This is a genomic window from Xanthomonas sp. CFBP 8151, from assembly GCF_011761885.1.
Classification (GTDB): Bacteria; Pseudomonadota; Gammaproteobacteria; order Xanthomonadales; family Xanthomonadaceae; genus Xanthomonas; species Xanthomonas arboricola_B.
The window spans coordinates 793,332-810,698 of sequence record NZ_JAASQZ010000002.1 but is presented as its reverse complement, the minus strand read 5'-3'; the positions used below and the strand labels follow the sequence as shown (position 1 = coordinate 810,698).

At 67.9% G+C, this 17,367-nt stretch carries 15 protein-coding genes and 1 pseudogene; 8 read left to right on the top strand and 8 right to left on the bottom strand.

Annotated features, from left to right (window positions below; genetic code table 11):
- Positions 1–31: 31 nt before the first annotated feature.
- Positions 32–1,963, bottom strand: coding sequence for an EAL domain-containing response regulator (locus tag FHT08_RS11390; RefSeq protein WP_166775138.1), 1,932 nt, complete (start codon positions 1,961–1,963; stop codon positions 32–34).
- A gap of 38 nt (positions 1,964–2,001) precedes the next feature.
- Positions 2,002–2,628, bottom strand: a complete 627-nt coding sequence (locus FHT08_RS11385) for a DUF4126 domain-containing protein (RefSeq protein ID WP_047126184.1) — start codon at positions 2,626–2,628, stop codon at positions 2,002–2,004.
- 128 nt (positions 2,629–2,756) lie between these two features.
- Between FHT08_RS11385 and FHT08_RS11380 the strand changes: the two genes are divergently transcribed.
- The 6 genes and pseudogenes from FHT08_RS11380 to FHT08_RS11360 all read left to right on the top strand — a co-directional run bounded on the left by FHT08_RS11380 (position 2,757) and on the right by FHT08_RS11360 (position 6,792).
- A complete protein-coding gene (locus tag FHT08_RS11380) occupies positions 2,757–3,494 on the top strand; it encodes a DUF6776 family protein (protein WP_104538709.1) in 738 nt (245 codons plus the stop codon).
- Positions 3,495–3,497: 3 nt separating this feature from the next.
- Entirely contained in the window at positions 3,498–3,947 is a 450-nt protein-coding gene (locus FHT08_RS11375; protein ID WP_104538708.1) for a polymer-forming cytoskeletal protein, read from the top strand.
- A gap of 81 nt (positions 3,948–4,028) precedes the next feature.
- Positions 4,029–4,415 carry an iron-sulfur cluster insertion protein ErpA gene (gene erpA / locus FHT08_RS11370; protein ID WP_024938186.1) on the top strand — a complete coding sequence of 129 codons (387 nt, stop codon included), beginning with the start codon at positions 4,029–4,031 and terminating at the stop codon, positions 4,413–4,415.
- A gap of 151 nt (positions 4,416–4,566) precedes the next feature.
- Positions 4,567–4,775, top strand: a pseudogene (locus FHT08_RS20010) (alpha/beta hydrolase); the annotation flags it as partial.
- A gap of 153 nt (positions 4,776–4,928) precedes the next feature.
- Positions 4,929–5,819, top strand: coding sequence for an NAD(+) diphosphatase (gene nudC, locus FHT08_RS11365; protein WP_104538876.1), 891 nt, complete (start codon positions 4,929–4,931; stop codon positions 5,817–5,819).
- A gap of 79 nt (positions 5,820–5,898) precedes the next feature.
- Positions 5,899–6,792, top strand: a complete 894-nt coding sequence (locus FHT08_RS11360; protein WP_166775137.1) for a hypothetical protein — start codon at positions 5,899–5,901, stop codon at positions 6,790–6,792.
- Positions 6,793–6,855: 63 nt separating this feature from the next.
- On the opposite strand, the gene FHT08_RS11355 is transcribed toward FHT08_RS11360, so the two are convergent.
- From FHT08_RS11355 to FHT08_RS11345, 3 genes are all read right to left on the bottom strand, one after another.
- On the bottom strand, positions 6,856–7,266 hold the full coding sequence (locus tag FHT08_RS11355; RefSeq protein WP_005990725.1) for a DUF2752 domain-containing protein: 411 nt from the start codon (positions 7,264–7,266) through the stop codon (positions 6,856–6,858).
- Entirely contained in the window at positions 7,266–7,610 is a 345-nt protein-coding gene (locus FHT08_RS11350) for a CD225/dispanin family protein (RefSeq protein WP_006450995.1), read from the bottom strand. Before FHT08_RS11350 ends, FHT08_RS11355 begins: the two co-directional genes overlap by 1 nt.
- Before the next feature lie 314 nt (positions 7,611–7,924).
- Positions 7,925–9,847 (bottom strand): MFS transporter, encoded by a 1,923-nt coding sequence (locus FHT08_RS11345; protein WP_166775136.1) that lies wholly within the window; start codon positions 9,845–9,847, stop codon positions 7,925–7,927.
- A gap of 127 nt (positions 9,848–9,974) precedes the next feature.
- Between FHT08_RS11345 and FHT08_RS11340 the strand changes: the two genes are divergently transcribed.
- Positions 9,975–11,165, top strand: coding sequence for an MFS transporter (locus tag FHT08_RS11340; protein WP_104538706.1), 1,191 nt, complete (start codon positions 9,975–9,977; stop codon positions 11,163–11,165).
- Positions 11,166–11,304: 139 nt separating this feature from the next.
- Here FHT08_RS11340 and yccS read toward each other — a convergent pair whose 3' ends face one another.
- The 3 genes from yccS to purH form a co-directional block, all read right to left on the bottom strand.
- The gene (gene yccS, locus FHT08_RS11335; RefSeq protein ID WP_104538705.1) at positions 11,305–13,518 is read right to left on the bottom strand and encodes a YccS family putative transporter; all 2,214 of its coding nucleotides are present in this window, start codon (positions 13,516–13,518) and stop codon (positions 11,305–11,307) included.
- A gap of 115 nt (positions 13,519–13,633) precedes the next feature.
- Positions 13,634–14,944: a phosphoribosylamine--glycine ligase gene (gene purD, locus FHT08_RS11330; RefSeq protein ID WP_166775135.1), complete on the bottom strand. Its 1,311-nt coding sequence runs from the start codon at positions 14,942–14,944 to the stop codon at positions 13,634–13,636.
- 139 nt (positions 14,945–15,083) lie between these two features.
- Positions 15,084–16,667 carry a bifunctional phosphoribosylaminoimidazolecarboxamide formyltransferase/IMP cyclohydrolase gene (purH, locus tag FHT08_RS11325; protein ID WP_166775134.1) on the bottom strand — a complete coding sequence of 528 codons (1,584 nt, stop codon included), beginning with the start codon at positions 16,665–16,667 and terminating at the stop codon, positions 15,084–15,086.
- Positions 16,668–16,742: 75 nt separating this feature from the next.
- Here purH and FHT08_RS11320 point away from each other — a divergent pair, with 75 nt between their 5' ends.
- Entirely contained in the window at positions 16,743–17,357 is a 615-nt protein-coding gene (locus tag FHT08_RS11320; protein WP_104538702.1) for a CDP-alcohol phosphatidyltransferase family protein, read from the top strand.
- The last annotated feature ends 10 nt before the right edge of the window (positions 17,358–17,367 follow it).

The window sequence follows — 17,367 nt, the reverse complement described above, 5'->3', positions numbered from 1 at the left end:
AGGCGCGAAGGCCTCCTGCCTGCGCTGTCACTCAGAGCACCGCGTTTGTGAAGTCGAAGTCCAGCTCCTTGCCCACCGTCTGCACCAGGTTGCCCTGGATGAAGTCCACGCCGCTCATCCACATCGCCGCGGCCGCCTGCGGATCTTCGATGCGTTGGCCAATGATCAACAGGCCGCGCTGATGGGCGATATCGATCACGCCGCGCAGTTCATCGCGGACTGCAGCGTTGCCATGGGCATCGGCGAAACGGTTGGCCATGCGCACGAAGCTCAGCGGCAACTGGCTCAGCAGCGCATTGGCCTCGTCGCCGGGCTCGAACTGGCTCAGGCAGAACTGCACGCCGGCCGGCATCAATTTGGCGCAGAACTGCTGCACGGTGACTGCGTGGATCAGGGCATCGTCCAGGCGCAGGTCGACGATCAGCGATTGTCCGGCCACGCCGCGTTCGACCAGCGCCTTGAGCAACCAGTCGGCGAAGGCATCGCGCGCCAGCGTGCGCGGCGACTGCGACACGAACAGGCGCAGCGGCGGATGGGCATGCTGGTACAGATGCAGCAGGCCGAGCGCGTGGTCCATGACCTGCTGGTCGAGATCGGCGATGCGTCCGGCCGCTTCGGCGGCAGGAATCACCTGGCCGGCCGACAGCAGCGTGCCGTCGGCCTGGCGCAACCGCAGCAGCACCTGGTACTGCGCAGTGTCGCCGCCGGCCACCGCCACGATCGGTTGATACGCCAGTTCCAGCTGGCCTTCGACCAGGCGCAGTTGCTCCTGTTGTTCGGCCTGGCTGGGGGCCAGATAGGCCTGCACACCGTCGCTGCGCAGGCGGGCCTGCAGCGCGGTGCGCTCGACCGCTTCCAGCGCGCTGCCGGTGTCGTCGAAGCCGAGGCTCAACGGTGCCACGCCGATGGCGCAGCGCACGTGGACCGATTCTTCTTCGCGCACCGGGAAGGCGTTGGCTGACAGCCGCTGGCGGATTTCCAGCGCGTGCTGTTCCAGGCTGGATTCGGGCATGTCCGCGCCCAGCAGCAGGAAGCTGTTGTCGTTCAGGCGCGCCAGCGGATACGGGTGCCCGGCACTGGCCAGGCGATGCCCGGCCTGGGTCATCAGGCGCTCGTAGGCGGCATAGCCGTAGCGCTCCCGCAGGCCGAGCGCGCTGGCGATTTCGATGAAGAACAGGCCACCGGCCTGCTTGCGCGCCAGCGCATCGGCCAGCAGTTCCATCACATGACCGCGCGTCGGCAAGCCGGTCTCCGGATTGCTGCGCACGCTGACCTGTTCGCCGGCCTGCTGCAGCGCCTGTTGGCGTGCGCGACGGATGCGGTTGGACACCGCGGCGATCAGGTGACGTGGGCGGATCGGCTTGGTCAGGAAATCGTCGGCGCCGCTGTCGAGCACTTCGAATTGACGTTCCGGATCCGGGTCGCCGGTCAAGAACACGATCGGCAGCAACTGCTGGCCCGGTTGCTGGCGGATCAGGGTGGTCAGGCGGATGCCGTCCAGCTCGGGCATATGCAGGTCCATCAGGATCAGATCCGGGTGGTAGTCCTGGATCGCCTGCGGCACGCTGGCGGCGGTCATTTCCACCTGCGCATGCATGCCGGCGCCGTGCAGCACGCTCTGCGCAAACAGCGCCTGCGAGCGATCGTCCTCGACGATCAGCACGCGGTACGGCGCATCGGCGGCGACGTTGTCACCGCCGTCGCGCGCCGCCGCGCCAGTCGAGTGGGCGGTGCTGCCTGTTGCGACGGCCTGCGCTGCCAGCGGAACGATCGATGCGTGGGCGACAGCCAACGCAGGTGCCGGAATGATGGCCGCGCTCACCGGCTCGGCATCGTTGGACGTCACCGCGGCCTCGTCGGCCCAGCGGCGCCAGTAGTCCGCCGGCGGCGTCTCGGCGCGCAATGGACGATTACGCGTGGCAGTGTCGTCACGGGTGAAAGGAACCGGATCTCGGGCGGCCATCGATACTCCCTGCAGTCGCGATGATTATGCGATGAACTTCACGATAGCGGGGAGCGACGTGCAGCCGGCGTGGTGGTAGAGCGCATCGGTGCGACCAGCCGGCGCATGCCCCGCCATAGCCATCGCCACACCCACCACACCACCAGCGTGGCCAGCACGCTGGAACCCACCGCAACACCGAGTGCCAGCCACGGGTGCGCCAATGCCAGCGCCAGCGCGGCGGTGGCGATGGTGTCTTCTGCCAACGAGGCGACCCAGTTGCTGGCCGGTTCCGGCGAGGTGTTGAGCAAGGCGCGGGTGCCGGCTTTGAGGGTATGGCTGGTCAGCGCCACACCGGCGCCGGCGGCCAGCACGCCCGTGCTTAGGTCACCGTCCGGCGACAGCGTGGCCGCGGCCAGGAAGGCGCCGGCCGGGACGCGTGCCAGGGTCTGCAGCAGATCCCAGCCCGAATCCACGCCGGGGATCTTGTCGGCGAAGAATTCGGCCACCGCCAGTGCACCGGACGTGCCCAGCACCCACCACGACTGTGCCGGGTGCAAGGCGGGGGGCAGCTCGATCCAGCCGAGCAGGCCGGCCAGGCCGACACCGAACACGGTCAGATAGACACGGATGCCGGCCAGCCAAGCCAGCAGGATGCCGATCACGAACAGATGTGCTTCGCTCATGGCGTTGCTTCCTGCGAACAATACGGAACTATCGGATAACCGCCGGTCCAGCGCCAGCGCGACGGTTGCCGACGCTCTGGCACACTACGCCGCCCATGACTGCGCCGGCCCGTCCGGACCCGATGCCCATGCGACCAGCAGCACGCGTTCAGATCGTCCAACGTGACGCCGGGGGGGGCCGTTTCAGCGGCCGCTGGCTGTGGCTGGTGATCGCGCTGGCGTGGCTGGCATCGTTGGGCGGGGCGTGGTGGATGGCCAGCCGCACTGCGGCGCCGCGTCTGGTCGAGGCCGAGGCTGCGCTGCAGCGGGCGCAGCGCAGCCAGGCCCAGCAGCGTCGGCAGATCGCGCAGTTGCAGCAGCGCCAGGTCAACCTGGCGATGTCCGACAAGATCAGCCGCGCCGCCAATACCGAGGTGCAGGCTTCGCTGGCCGAGCGCGACGAGCAGATCGCCGCGCTGCGCGCGGATGTGGCGTTTTACGAGCGCCTAGTGGGCTCCACCGCGCAACGCAAGGGACTCAACGCGCACTCGGTGCAATTCACCGCCGAGGCCGGCGGCACCTGGAATTACAGCGTGGTGCTGACCCAGAACCTCAACCGCGGTGCGATCAGCCAGGGCCAGCTGCGCTTTGTGGTGGAGGGCGTGCGTGCCGGCAAACTGGTCACGGTGAGCTGGAACGAGCTGCACCAGAGGCCTGACGCGGCCGGGCAGCCGTACTCGTTCCGCTATTTCCAGCAATTGGACGGCAGTGTGATCCTGCCGAAGGAATTCACTCCGCAACGTGTCAAAATCCTCCTGAGCGGCGATGGGGCGCCGGTCACTCAGACATTCGACTGGAAAGTCGCCGGGAATGGCGCGGGGGAGTAGCTCATGTTCGGAAACAAATCCAACCGTGGTGCGCAGACCGTGGTCGACACCTTGATCGGGCCGCAGGTGGTCATCCGCGGCGACCTGATGTTCAGCGGCGGGCTGTATGTGGAAGGCCGCGTGATGGGCAAGGTGATTGCCGAAGACGGCGCCAGCGCCACCTTGACGGTGGCCGAGCAGGGCAGCATCGAGGGCGAGGTGCGCGCGCCGGTGGTGATCATCAACGGTCAGCTGACCGGCGATGTGCATGCTGCCGAGCGGGTCGAACTGGCCGCCAACGCGCGGGTGCAGGGCAATGTGCATTACCAGGTGGTGGAGATGAGCGCCGGCGCGCAGCTCACCGGCCGCCTGATCCATGCCGCCACCGCTGGCGCGACCGCCGCATTGCCGGCGCCGGAGGCCGGCTGTGCCGAGCCGGTCAAGGCCTTGCGGGCCGAAACTGCCGACGCCTAGGGCGTGGCCCCGGCTAAAGCGGGGCGCCGGATTTGGCAAGCAGCGCTTGAAGTGGGGTCGCCTGGCCCCCATGCTGAGGCCATGAGTACGCTCGTTTCGCTCCCTACCGCCGCCCCGGCTCCGGACTATCAGTCCATCGACCGGCCGCTGAACTTTTCCGTGGCTGCCGCCAGCAAGGTGCGCGAGCTGATCCAGGAAGAAGGCAATGCCGAGCTGGCCTTGCGTGTGTACATCCAGGGGGGAGGCTGTTCCGGCTTCCAGTACGGCTTCGAGTTCGACGAGAACCGTGCCGAGGACGACCTGGCCGTGGCCACCGACGGGGTGACGCTGCTGGTCGACCCGCTGAGCCTGCAGTACCTGATGGGCGCAGAAGTGGACTACACCGAAAGCCTGACCGGCGCGCAGTTCGTGATCCGCAATCCGAACGCCAAGACCACCTGTGGGTGCGGTAGCAGCTTCAGCGTCTGAATCGGTGCGTTTGCTGGCGCCTGGGTGTTCGTGTCTGATGGTGCAGTTGAGTCGCGGGCGAACTGCTGCCTTCTGCCGCGCAAAAGATCTCGCCCCGTCCTCACGCGAGTCGCCGCGCCCACTGCAGTCATCCACGAGAGAACGTCTCATCATGTCGCAGACCAGATCCGGACCGGTGTCGGGTCTGCCAGCCTTGCTTGGCATCGCCAGCGCAGTGCTTGCGCCAGCGCACAGGCCTCGCCTGCACGCGGCAGTTTGCTCGGCAGCCATTTTCTGACCAGTAGCCGCCGGGATGCGATGGCCGCATTGCTCATCTCCGAGCTGCAGGCCGGGCAGCCAGATGCAGCGCGCGTAGCGGAGTCACCTTTGCAATCATCGGCGTCGATGGCGAGCCGGCCCCTGCGTGCCGGCGAGGGCAGGGCTGTGCCGACGTCTGAACGCGTGCCGCCAGCCACGCCCGCATCCGCGGTGCGCTGCTTGCGGGCAATGCCGATTATCGGCAGGCTTGCGCCGATGTCAGAGTCTTCTTTTTCAACCTCCGGTTTTGCCTTCACCCATGCGCCGCTGGATCGTGGCGATCTGTTGCGTGACGATCCCGATGCGCTGGCGCGCCTGTGGTCGCAAGGCCGCGTGCTGCTGCTCGATGCCAAGGGCACTGCGCTGGCCGACGCGGATGGCCAACCGCTGCTGATGGACGGTGCCGCGCTTGGCGACGGGCCGGACGGGGCGATCTTTCTTGGGCTGCGCGATGACGTGGGCTGGTTCTGCCTGCCAGCCGATGTGCTGGGTGTGGAAGCGCCACAGCGCATCGACCTGCGTCAGGCCGCCGCCGACTGGCCGGCAGACATATCCACCGCGTTCGCCTACGCGCGCGCGATGCTGCACTGGCAGTCGCGCACGCGTTTCTGCGGCGTCTGCGGCGGGGCGATCGCGTTCGGCCGGGCCGGCTTCATCGCCCATTGCACGCACTGCCAGACCGAGCATTACCCACGCGTGGACCCGGCGATCATCGTGGCGGTCAGCGATGGCGCGCGCTTGCTGCTGGGGCGGCAGGCAAGCTGGGCGCCGGGGCGTTACTCGGTGATTGCCGGCTTCGTCGAACCCGGCGAGTCGCTGGAGCAGACCGTGGCGCGCGAGGTGTTCGAGGAAACCCGCGTGCGGGTACGGGACTGCCGCTATCTGGGCGCGCAACCGTGGCCGTTTCCGGGCGCGTTGATGCTGGGCTTCACCGCGCGCGCTGCGGCAAGCGAAGTGCCGCAGGTCACCGGTGAGCTGGAAGACGCACGCTGGTTCAGCCATGCCGAAGTCACTGCAGCACTGGCCGGCGAAGGCGAGATCGGGCTGCCGCCGCGCATTTCCATCGCGCGGGCGCTGATCGAGCATTGGCATCGCGTCCATGGCTGAGCCGGGGCGAGCGCTGCAGCGCGGGCAGACCAGGTGCGCATGCATCGGCTCGGCTAGACTCGGCTGAGGAGGCCCACCCATGTTCACCACCCTGGTTGCTGTCGTCGTCGCACTTGCGCTGGGCCACCTGGCGCCCGCCCAGGTGGCGCGGCTGCGGCGTTTCGAATGGTTCGGCCAGTGGCTGCGCCGGCTGGACGGCCATGCCGCCGGGCGCGGTGCGTGGCAGGGGCGCTATGGCGTCGCGCTGGCGCTGTTGCCGGCCTTGCTGGTGGTATTGCTGCTGCAATGGCTGCTGGACGATGTCTGGCGCGGCTTCTTGGCCTTGCTGTTCGGCGTGGCGGTGCTGGCCTGGACCTGGGGGCCGCGCGATCTGGACCGCGATGTGGAAGCGGTGATCGACGCCGACGAACCGGGCGCGCGCCGCGATGCGATCGCGCAATTGCAGGCGGCCGGCGGCAGCGTGCACGAGGATGCGCCGTCGCTGGTGGAAGCGGTGGTGGTCAACGGCCTGCGGCGCTGGTTCGCGGTGCTGTGGTGGTTTTTGCTGCTGGGGCCGTTCGGCGCGGTGCTGTATCGGCTCACGGCATTGGCGGTGGAGAGCCCGCTGTCGGTACTGCAGCCGCCGCGCAACCTGGCCGGCGCGCGCTGGTTGCTGGCCGCGCTGGAATGGCCGGTGGCGCAGTTGATCACGGTGTCGATGGCGCTGGTGGGCAATTTCGACACGGTGTTCCGCGCCTGGCGGCAGGCGCATGGCAACCGCTGGTCGCTGGAGCCGCATTTTCTCGGTGCGGTGGCGCGTGCCAGCGTCAGCGCCGAGCTGCGCGAGGAAGCCCACGACTACACCGATTCGGGGCTGGTGCCGGTGTGGCGCCGCCTGCCGGAGGTGCGCGATGCGATGAGTCTGGTCTGGCGCGTGCTGCTGCTGTGGATGGTGGTGCTGGCGTTGCTGGTGATTGCCGGGTGGGTGCGGTAACACCACGATGCGTGGTGCGTCGCCGCGCGTAGGAATAGCACCGCGGCAAGCGGCTGTTCGCGGCTAACCCGGCGCCAGCAAGGTAAATGGGTACCACGGCAAGTTCCTGGCGATCCAATACGTAGGCAACGCCCACAACCAGAACTTGGGTTCGGACATCACCGCCACCACCGGTGCAAACCAGCGTGCGCGCCAGCCGGCTTTCCAGGCGATCAGGCCGGGCAAGGTGAACAGGCCGAGCACGGCGGCCGGGTTCATGGCGAAGGCGCCGGGCAGATCGAAGTGCACCAGCGCATACAGCGCGCGGGTCATGCCGCAACCGGGGCAGTAGCAACCGGTCACGGCACGGAATACGCAGGGCGGGAACGGGCTGTTGCTCGCGTTTGGATCGAAGCGATACAGCAAGCTCACGCCGAAGGCGGCCACGCTGGTGGCCGCCCCCAGTCCAAGCCAATGGCGTGGACGCAGTTCCATTACTGCATGTGCTGCAACTGCTGCATGTAGTCCATGTAGCCCTGCATGCCGCCGGTGGCGACCATGCCGATATTGATCAGCAGGCCAATGACGGCCAACACGCTGGTCACGATGCACCAGGTCTTGGCGGTGTTGGAGGCGCGCCGTGCGCCGTCGATGTCGCCCTGGTTGAGCAGGCCGTTGACCTTGCTGGAGAACACGATCGCCACGATGCCGCTGATCAGGGCCGGGCAGCACAGGCAGAAGCCGAGCACGGTGGAGACGATCGCCCAGATCAGGTGATTGGGAACCGGGCCGGGTGCGGCGCTGGACGAGGGATGGATCGGCGGTGGGATGGCACTCATGGTGAAGCTCCTTGGGTGGTAAACGACTGCGAACTGATGGGTGAGTGGGAGAATTATCGGGTGCGTGCCGCAGCAAGAGCGACAGTCGAAGGGGTGCGCAGACAACGGCCGCACGCCCCTGACGAGGCGATGGCTGGCCGCTGGAATGAGCGGCAGCTGCCGATCACGGCAGACGCCTCAGGCGCGATGATGTTGAGCACGACTTCCCCCGGTACGATCTGTCGCGTTCGTTAGACGAACGCGGCGGCAAAACGTGTGATGGCGCACAGGCTACTCGCGGCGCGCGACGGACGCAAAGCCTGCGCCCGCCGGGCTCAGGGGTGATCCTGACGCAGCGCCCGCACTTGCTGTTCGAGCAGCGCGGCGGTCGCCGCGTTGCCGGGCACCGCCGCAGCTGCGGCCACGTCGATCTGCGCGCGCATCCGGCGCGGCACGCGCATGCGGCCCAGGCGGGTGTCGCGGCGGCTCCACATGCTCGACCACATGCCGCGCAGCGCCATCGGAATCACCGGTACCTGGCGGCGTTGCAGGATCTTCTCCACGCCCGATTTGAACGGCGCGATCTCGCCATCCCTGGTCAATGCGCCCTCGGGGAAGATGCACACCAGCTCGCCGTCGGCCAGCGCCGCATCGATGCGGTCGAAGGCCTGCTGCATCAGCGCGGGGTCTTCGCGCGCGCCGGCGATCGGGATCGCCTTGGCGGTGCGGAAGATCCAGCGCATCACCGGGATGCGGAAGATCTTGTAGTACATGACAAAGCGCACCGGGCGCGGAATCACCGCCGACAGGATCAGCGCGTCCATGTAGCTGACGTGGTTGCAGACCAGCAGCGCGGCGCCCTCGTCGGGCACGTGGCGGTCGATGTCGCGCGCGCGCAGCCGGTACAGCACGCTCACCAGCACCCAGCTGAGAAAGCGCATCAGGAACTCGGGCACCAGGGTGAAGATCCACAGCGCCACCAGCGTATTGGCCAGCGCCAGGGCCAGGAATACCTGCGGAATGCTCAGGCCCGGCAACGGAATGCGCACGCCGAACAGCACCAGCTGCGGCAACTGCAGCGCGATGCCGATGATGGCGGCGGTGACGATGAACAACGAATTCTGGATGTTGAGCCCGGCGATCACGCGCGAGAGTTCGGCCTTGGGCGTGCGGCTCTGGATCAAGGCGAACAACGGCACCACGAACAAACCGGTGAACAGGCCGATGCCGACCAGATCCACGATCAATCGCACGCTGCCGGCCTGCTGCACGAACTGGCCGATCGACAGAGCGGTGGCAGGCGCGGCACCGGGGCGGGCGAAGTACAGGTCCAGCAGAAATGCGCTGATGCCGAACGCGCCCAGCGGCACCAGGCCGATTTCCACGGTGCGCCCGGACAGCCGCTCGCACAGCAGCGAACCCACACCGGTGCCGATCGAAAACAGCGCCAGCGCGAACACGTACAGATCCTGCTGGCCGCCGAGATTGACCTGCGCGTAGGTGGGCAACTGCGCGGTCAGCACGGTGCCGACGAACCAGAACCACGACACCCCGAGCACGGCGTTGCGCACTGCCGGCGTACGCCGGGTCAGGCGCATGATGGCGCGCGATTCGGGGATGGGGTTCCAGTTGATCGTCAGCTCGGGCGCGCCGGCATCGACCCTGGGCACCAGCCGCGCGACCAGGTTGCCGGTGACGGCAATCGCGATCACCGCGGTGGCCGCGGCGATCGGCCCATGGCTGCCGGCGATCTGGAAGATCAGCCCACCGAAGATCATGCCGCACAGGATCGAGATCGAGGTGCCCATCTCGACCAGGCCGTTGCCGCCGGTGAGTTCCTCCGGTTTCAGCACCGAGGGCAGGATCGAATATTTCACCGGCCCGAACAGCGTGGACTGCAGGCCGGTGCAGAACAGCGCGATGAGCAGGATCGCCATGTTCTCGGTGACAAACCCCACCGCCGCCAGCGACATGATCGCGATCTCCATCGTGGTGGTGATCACGATGAGTTTCTGCTTCTCCAGCTTCTCGGCGATCTGCCCGGCCAGCGCGGAGAACAGGAAGTACGGCAGGATGAACAGTGCCGGCGCCAGATTGGTGTACAGCGTGCGCTGCGCCGCATCGATGCCCAGGTAGAACAGCAGGCCGATGATGGCCTGCCGATAGACGTTGTCGTTGAATGCGCCCAACGCCTGCACGGCGAAGAACGGCAAGAAGCGGCGCTGCCTGAGCAGGGCGAACTGACTGTGACCGGACATGCAGTTTCCTTTGCGAACGCGCGCAGCCTAGCAGGCTTCCGCAGCGCCCTGGTGCGTGGGCCAGGCGCGCTTGGAAGATGCCGCGTCACCGCCCACACTGCGCCCCTTCTTTCAACAGGCTCCTGCCATGAGTGTGCAAACCGCTCCCTATCCGCCCCTGCCCCGACGGCTGGTCGTGTTGATGGCCGCCGCCACCGGGCTGGCGGTGGCGAGCAACTACTACGCGCAGCCCTTGCTGGAGACGCTGGCGCAGGCGTTCGGGATCCAGGTGCGCAGTGCCGGGGCGGTGGTGACCGCCGCGCAGCTGGCCTACGCGGCGGGGCTGCTGTTGCTGGTGCCGCTGGGCGACCGGCTGGAGCGGCGCGGGCTGATCGTCGGCCTGTTCGTGCTCAGTGCGCTGGGCCTGCTGGTGAGCGCCGCCTCGCACAGCTTCGGCATGTTGCTGGCCGGCACGATCCTCACCGGTGCCAGCTCGGTGGCGGCGCAGATCCTGGTGCCGTTTGCCGCGACCCTGGCCGCCCCGCACGAGCGCGGGCGGGTGATCGGCACGGTGATGAGCGGCCTGTTGCTGGGCATCCTGCTGGCGCGCACCGCGGCCGGGGTGCTGGCCGGCGTTGGCGGCTGGCATACGGTGTACTGGATCGCCTCCGGCCTGTTGGTGGTCACCGCCTGGCTGCTGTGGCGCGGGCTGCCGCGGCACCCGGGTAATGCGCAGCTGGCGTATCCGCAGCTGGTGGGCTCGGTGCTGACGCTGCTGCGCGACGATGCGGTGCTGCGCGCGCGCGCGGTGCTGGGCGGGCTGATCTTTGCCGGCTTCAGCATGTTCTGGACCACGCTGGCGTTCCTGTTGTCCGGGCCTGCGTATGGCTATGGCACGGCGGTGATCGGGCTGTTCGGCCTGATCGGTGCGGCCGGCGCGCTGGCGGCCAACCGCTCCGGTCACTGGTCCGATCACGGCCATGGCGACCGCGTCAGCTGGGGCGGGCTGGGGATGCTGCTGCTGTCGTGGGGCTTGCTGGCGTTTGCGCCGCAGTCGATCGCGCTGCTGATCGTCGGCGTGCTGCTGCTGGATATCGCGGTGCAAGGGGTGCATATCGCCAACCAGAGCGTGATCTACCAGCGCAACCCGAATGCACGCAATCGCATCACCTCGGCCTACATCACCTGCTACTTCATCGGCGGTGCGGTGGGGTCCACGCTGGGCACGGCGGCCTATGCGCAGGCCGGCTGGAACGGCGTGGTGATCGGTGGGGCGGTGCTGGCGGTGGCGGCGCTGGGCTGGGTGGGGCTGAGCGTGGCGCGCAAGCACTGGAAGTAGGCGCGGCTGCCGGAACGACGCCATGGCGATCGGATGCAGGTGGGACCTGCGCGCGCATCGGAGGGTTCGGCTTCGTCGCTGATGTGGATGCGGCAGTGACTGCGCGGCGCATACGCGCACCGCCGCCGCCGCCGACGCACTAGGCCTTGCTGGTTGCCAGGCGCGCTGCGCCCTCTGCCGGCGCGGTGGTGACCGCCAGGGCAGCGGCACGCAGTTTGGGCAGCAGCCGCAGGGTCAGTGCCAGCTGGTCGCGTACCAGGCGCTGCTTGGGCGGCAACTGCACGGCGTGTTGCTCCAGCGCTTCGGCGGTGGCGATTTCTTCGCTTTCGTCGTGCGCCGGCAGCGGCTGGCGTTCGCGCAAGGCGGTGGCGATTTCGCCCAGCGCGTGTTGAAGATAGTCGCCGGCCTGCGCGATGGCGGGGTCGTGTTCGCCATCGAGTGCGGCGCGGTGCGCGCCGAGCGCAGACAGATAGCCGAGCAGGGTGTTGGACAGCGCCAGGAAGCGGAAGCCCGCATCCAGGTTGCGCCGATAGCGGCCCGGTTCGCGCAGCATGTTGGACAACGCCACCGACAAGGCGGCATCGGCGTTGTGCATGTCGCGGCGTGCGATGCGGTAGGGCAGGTCGTCGCGCATGCCGCTGGCGTATTGCTCCAGCACCTGGGCCAGATAGCGCGCGCAGCTGGCCAGCACCGTGGCCATCACCTGGTTGAGGCGGCGGCCCTGCCAATCCGGCAGGATCAGGAACGAGGCCGCCGCGGCGATCGCGCAACCGATCAGCGTGTCGATCAGGCGCGGCCAGATCAGCACGAAGCCATCGCCGAGCAGGTTGAAGCAGAACAGCGCCATCACGGTGATGCCGGCGGTGGCCAGCATGTAGCGATCGGTGCGGGCGATGAAGAAGATCAGCGCGGCGGCCAGCGCCAACAGCAGCTGCACCTCGGTGCCGGGGAACAGCTGCATCAGCGCCCAGGTGGCGACCAGGCCGATCAGGGTGCCGGCGATGCGCTGCACCAGCCGCAGGCGGGTGGCGCCGTAATTGGGCCGGCACACGAAGGCGGTGGTGAGCAGGATCCAGTAGCCGTTGTCGGCATGGATGGACTGCATGATGGCGTAGCCGACCACCAGTGCGATGGCCATGCGCAGGCCGTGGCGGAACAGCACCGAGCCGGGCGTGAGTTGCTGCATCAGACGCGCGGCCATTTCGCGCAAGGTGTGCGGCGCCGAGTCGCGCAGGCGGGTGTCGAGGTTGTCGCTGGTGGAGTCCGATTGCGCCGCTTCCGACAGCTTGCGTTCGATGCTCTGCAGGTTGGTCACCAGCAATTCCAGCGCACCGAGCAGGCGCGCCAGTGCGGGATCGGCACGCGCGTGCAGGTAGTCCAGCGATTGCCGCAGGTCTTCGGTGGCCAGGCGGCTGTTGTCGCCGTAATCGAACGGATGGCGCAGGCGGATCGCCTCGCCCAACGCGGCGCAGGCCTTGCCTTGCAGCGCGAGCAGGCGCTGGCAGCGGTACAGCACGTCGCTGTGGAAGAACGCCTCGGTCAGCGCTTCGTAGGGATAGTGCGAGGAACTGGCGCGCTCGTGGAATTCCTGCGCCATGTAGTACAGGCGGAAATACAGGCCCGATTGCACGCCCGGCCGCCCCGACCGGCCGAAGCGGCTCATGATCGCGGTCTTGGCGGCGTTGAGCGCGCCAACCACCCTGGCGTTCTGCTCGGCCAACGCCAGCCGGCGCGCATGCAGGTCGCTCTGCCGCACCGGTTCGAACAGATCGGCCTTGAGCTTGAGATAACGGCCCAGCTCGAAGAACAGCCGCGACAGCCGCTCGCGCACCGGGCGATTGGCGAACAGCAGGGTCCACAGGATCGACAGCACGCCGTACCAGGTGGCGCCGATCAGCAGCAGTGCCGCGCCGTGCCAGGCGATCGACGGATCGTGGCTGCCGTGCTGGTCCATGCCGATCATGGCGTAGATCGACAAGGCCACAGTGGCCTGCGCGATCGAGGCGTAACGCTCGCCCAGCGCGCCGAGCAGGGTCAGCGAGAAGGTCGCCGCCGCCATGCCGGTCACGAATGCCAGCGGATACGGGAACAGCAGCACCACCGACGCCGCAGCAGCGGCGAAACACAGCAGCGACAGCAGCACCGACTTGATGCGGCCCAGCCAGTTGTCGTCGGTCTCGGCGATGGCGCTGGCGATCGCGCCCAGGAACAGTGCCGGTACCGCAGTGAGTTGCTGCCAATGCCAGCACACCCCCATCGCCACCGCCAGCGCGATGAACACGCGCAGGCCATAGCTGGCCTTTTCATGGGCCCACAGGCGGCTAAGGCGGGTTTCGAAGGAGGAAGTGGCCACAGTCTCTGCAAGGCAAGGTGCCCGGGCATTATTGCCGCAGGCACGCGCCATCCGGGTGGAGGGCGGCTAGTTCTTTGTCAGTAGCCGCGCGGTGCCAGCTGCCGGAGCAAGCCGCTCAGGCCTGTGCGTCCTGCTCGCGGGCGATCGCGCGCCAGCCGATATCGCTGCGCTGGAACGCGCTGGCCCAGTGGATTGGCTGAAGGCCGGCATAGGCGTTGCGCTGCGCCTCCAGCACGCTGTCGCCCAGCGCGGCAACGCACAGCACGCGGCCACCGGCGCTGACGACCTCGCCATTTGCATTCAATGCGGTGCCGGCATGGAAGACCTTGGCGGTGGCAGGCACCGCGTCCAGGCCGCTGATGACCTCGCCGGTGATCGGGGATTCGGGATACGGTTTGGCGGCGATGACCACGCCCAGCGACGGACGCGGATCCCACTGCGCCTGCGCGGTGTCGAGCTTGCCGTCGATGGCCGCTTCCAGCAGATCCACCAGGTCCGACTGCAGGCGCAGCATCACCGGTTGGGTTTCCGGGTCGCCGAAGCGCACGTTGAACTCGATCACCTTGGGCGCACCGTGCGCATCGATCATCAACCCGGCGTACAGGAAACCGGTGAACGGCACGCCGTCGGCGATCATGCCTTGCACGGTCGGCTCGACCACCTCGCGCATCACCCGCGCGTGCACCTCGGGCGTGACCACCGGGGCCGGCGAGTACGCGCCCATGCCGCCGGTATTGGGGCCGGTGTCGCCATCGCCGACGCGCTTGTGGTCCTGGCTGGTGGCCATCGGCAAGGCGTGGGTGCCGTCGACCATCGAGATGAAGCTGGCTTCTTCGCCATCGAGGAATTCCTCGATCACCACGCGCGCGCCGGCATCGCCGAACGCATTGCCCGAGAGCATGTCGCGCACCGCGTCTTCGGCCTCGCCCAGCGTCATCGCCACGATCACGCCCTTGCCGGCGGCCAGGCCATCGGCCTTGACCACGATCGGCGCGCCCCCGCTTTCAACAGACTTGCTGCGCACGTAGGCCAGCGCTGCGTCCACCTCGGTATGCACCGCGTAATACGCGGTGGGGATGCCATGACGCGCCAGAAAATCCTTGGCGAAGGCCTTGCTGCCTTCCAGCTGCGCGGCCTTGGCGGTGGGCCCGAAGATGCGCAGGCCCAGCGCATGGAAACGGTCGACCACGCCCAGCACCAGCGGCACTTCCGGGCCGACCACGGTCAGCGCCACGGCTTCGCGCTGCGCCAGCGCGAGCAGGCCGTCCAGGTCGTCGACCTTGATCGCCACATTGCGGCACTTGGTTTCGGTCGCGGTGCCGGCATTGCCGGGTGCCACCAGCACCTCGCTCACGCGCGCGGACTGCGCGATCTTCCAGGCCAGGGCATGTTCACGGCCGCCGGAGCCGATGACGAGGATTTTCATGTGAGTGCCGAGATTGGGGAATGGGGAATAGGGAATGGGGAATAGAAAAGTCTTTGCTCGTGCAGGCCGTACGATGTGGAATGGCATCTAGGGAGCCGCTCTTGCGATTCCCTATTCCCCAATCCCCATTCCCGGCACGTCAGTGCCGGAAATGCCGCACGCCGGTGAACACCATCGCGATGCCGTGTTCGTCGGCAGCGGCGATCACTTCGCCATCGCGCATCGAGCCGCCGGGCTGGATCACCGCCTTGATGCCGGCCGCAGCGGCGGCATCGATGCCGTCGCGGAACGGGAAGAACGCATCCGACGCCATCACCGAGCCGGCCACGGTGAGCTTTGCCTCTTCGGCCTTGAGCGCGGCGATCTTGGCGCTGACCACGCGGCTCATCTGCCCGGCGCCCACACCGATGGTGCGGTGGTCCTTGGCGTAGACAATCGCGTTGGATTTGACGTACTTGGCCACGCGCCAGGCGAACAGCAGATCGCCCAGCTCGGCCTCGCTGGGCGCGCGCTGGGTGACCACGCTCAGCTCGCCCAGCGACATGCCGCGGTTGTCGGACGACTGCATCAGCAGGCCCGAGCCGATCCGCTTGGTGTCGTAGTTGTTGAGGCCGTTGCCGTGCGGGATCTTGAGCACGCGCACGTTGGCTTTCTTGGTCGCATAGTCGAGCGCGCCCGGCGCGTAGTCCGGGGCGATCAGCACCTCGACGAACTGGCGATCCAGGATGGCTTTGGCAGTGGCTGCATCGAGGGTCGTGTTGAAGGCCAGGATGCCGCCGAAGGCGCTGGTCGGGTCGGTCGCATAGGCCAGCTCGTAGGCATCGCCGCAGGCCGCGCCCACCGCCACGCCGCAGGGGTTGGCGTGCTTGACGATCACGCAGGCCGGCGCGTCGAACTGGCGCACGCATTCCCACGCCGCATCGGCATCGGCCAGGTTGTTGTAGCTCAGTTCCTTGCCCTGCAACTGCTGGAAGGTGGCCAGCGTGCCCGGCACCGGATACAGGTCGCGGTAGAACGCGCCGGCCTGGTGCGGGTTCTCGCCGTAGCGCAGGTCCATCACCTTGACGAAGTTGGAATTGATCTGCGCCGGGAACGGGCTGCGCGTGGGCACGTTTTCGGTGCTGTCGGCCACCGCCGACAGATAGTTGCTGATCGCCGCGTCGTACTGCGCCACGCGGTTGAACGCGGCCACCGACAGCGCAAAGCGCCTGGCCGCCGAGAGCTGGCCGTCGTTGGCATCGAGTTCGGCCAGCAGCTCGGCGTACTGCGCCGGGTCGGTGGCCACCGCCACACGGGCGAAGTTCTTGGCCGCCGAGCGCAGCATCGCCGGGCCGCCGATGTCGATGTTTTCCACCGCATCGGCCAGCGTGCAGTCGGCCCTGGCGGTCACCGACTCGAACGGATACAGGTTCAGCACCAGCAGGTCGATCGGGACGATGCCGTGTTCGGCCATCACCGCCTCATCGATGCCGGCGCGGCCGAGCAGGCCGCCGTGCACCAGCGGGTGCAGGGTCTTGACGCGGCCGTCCATCATCTCCGGGAAACCGGTCAGCTCGGCAACGTCGGTGACCGCCAGGCCCGCCTCGCGGATCGCCTTGGCGGTGCCGCCGGTGGACAGCAGCGCGACGTTGCGCGCTGCCAGCGCGCGGGCCAGATCGATCAGGCCGGTCTTGTCGGAAACGGAGAGCAGGGCCCGGCGCACGGGCAGGAAATCGGAGGCCATCGGTGGGGGGAGGTCGTTGCGGGGCAGCCGATATTGTAGGCTGCGCCAGCGCTCGAATGGACTCAACACCCCGCAATGGCTTCGATCTATGCTCTGAAAGGACGCTTCCAGGCGCTGCTGCGGCCGATGGTGGGCGTGGCGTATCGTGGCGGCGTCACCGCCAACCAGGTGACGCTCACGGCCGCTGCGGTGTCGTTGGTGGTCGCCGCGGTGGTCTACCGCGGTGGCGCAAGCTGGCCGCTGCTGTATCTGCTGCTGCCGGCCTGGATGCTGCTGCGCATGGCGCTCAACGCGGTCGACGGCATGCTGGCGCGCGAGTTCGGCCAGCAATCGCGGCTGGGCGCCTACCTCAACGAACTGTGCGATGTGGTGGCCGATGCGGCGCTGTACGTGAGCCTGCTCGGCGTGCCCGGCGTCGATGCCACCGCGCTGTGGAGTTTTGCCTCCTTCGCCGCCTTGACCGAGTACGCCGGCGTGCTCGGCCTGATGGTCGGTGCCAGCCGCCGTTACGACGGGCCGATGGGCAAGAGCGACCGCGCCTTCGTCATCGGCGTGCTCGGGCTCGGCCTGGCGCTGGGCCTGCTCGGCGCGCGCGGTGTCACCTGGGCCGCCATTGCGCTGGGTCTTGCCTGCCTTGCCACGGTGTGGCGGCGCGTGCGCGCCGGTCTGGCCGAGGCGGCCACGCAGTAATTTCCCCCTT

Bases quoted from the DNA above. Each gene is read 5' to 3' on its own strand.
- erpA (WP_024938186.1), top strand. From the start codon at position 4,029: ATGAGTACGCTCGTTTCGCTCCCTACCGCCGCCCCGGCTCCGGACTAT.
- FHT08_RS11345 (WP_166775136.1), bottom strand. From the start codon at position 9,847: ATGTCCGGTCACAGTCAGTTCGCCCTGCTCAGGCAGCGCCGCTTCTTG.
- FHT08_RS11390 (WP_166775138.1), bottom strand. From the start codon at position 1,963: ATGGCCGCCCGAGATCCGGTTCCTTTCACCCGTGACGACACTGCCACG.
- FHT08_RS11320 (WP_104538702.1), top strand. From the start codon at position 16,743: ATGGCTTCGATCTATGCTCTGAAAGGACGCTTCCAGGCGCTGCTGCGG.
- FHT08_RS11340 (WP_104538706.1), top strand. From the start codon at position 9,975: ATGAGTGTGCAAACCGCTCCCTATCCGCCCCTGCCCCGACGGCTGGTC.
- FHT08_RS11355 (WP_005990725.1), bottom strand. From the start codon at position 7,266: ATGGAACTGCGTCCACGCCATTGGCTTGGACTGGGGGCGGCCACCAGC.
- FHT08_RS11360 (WP_166775137.1), top strand. From the start codon at position 5,899: ATGTTCACCACCCTGGTTGCTGTCGTCGTCGCACTTGCGCTGGGCCAC.
- FHT08_RS11350 (WP_006450995.1), bottom strand. From the start codon at position 7,610: ATGAGTGCCATCCCACCGCCGATCCATCCCTCGTCCAGCGCCGCACCC.
- FHT08_RS11375 (WP_104538708.1), top strand. From the start codon at position 3,498: ATGTTCGGAAACAAATCCAACCGTGGTGCGCAGACCGTGGTCGACACC.
- purD (WP_166775135.1), bottom strand. From the start codon at position 14,944: ATGAAAATCCTCGTCATCGGCTCCGGCGGCCGTGAACATGCCCTGGCC.
- purH (WP_166775134.1), bottom strand. From the start codon at position 16,667: ATGGCCTCCGATTTCCTGCCCGTGCGCCGGGCCCTGCTCTCCGTTTCC.
- FHT08_RS11385 (WP_047126184.1), bottom strand. From the start codon at position 2,628: ATGAGCGAAGCACATCTGTTCGTGATCGGCATCCTGCTGGCTTGGCTG.
- FHT08_RS11380 (WP_104538709.1), top strand. From the start codon at position 2,757: ATGCGACCAGCAGCACGCGTTCAGATCGTCCAACGTGACGCCGGGGGG.
- nudC (WP_104538876.1), top strand. From the start codon at position 4,929: ATGTCAGAGTCTTCTTTTTCAACCTCCGGTTTTGCCTTCACCCATGCG.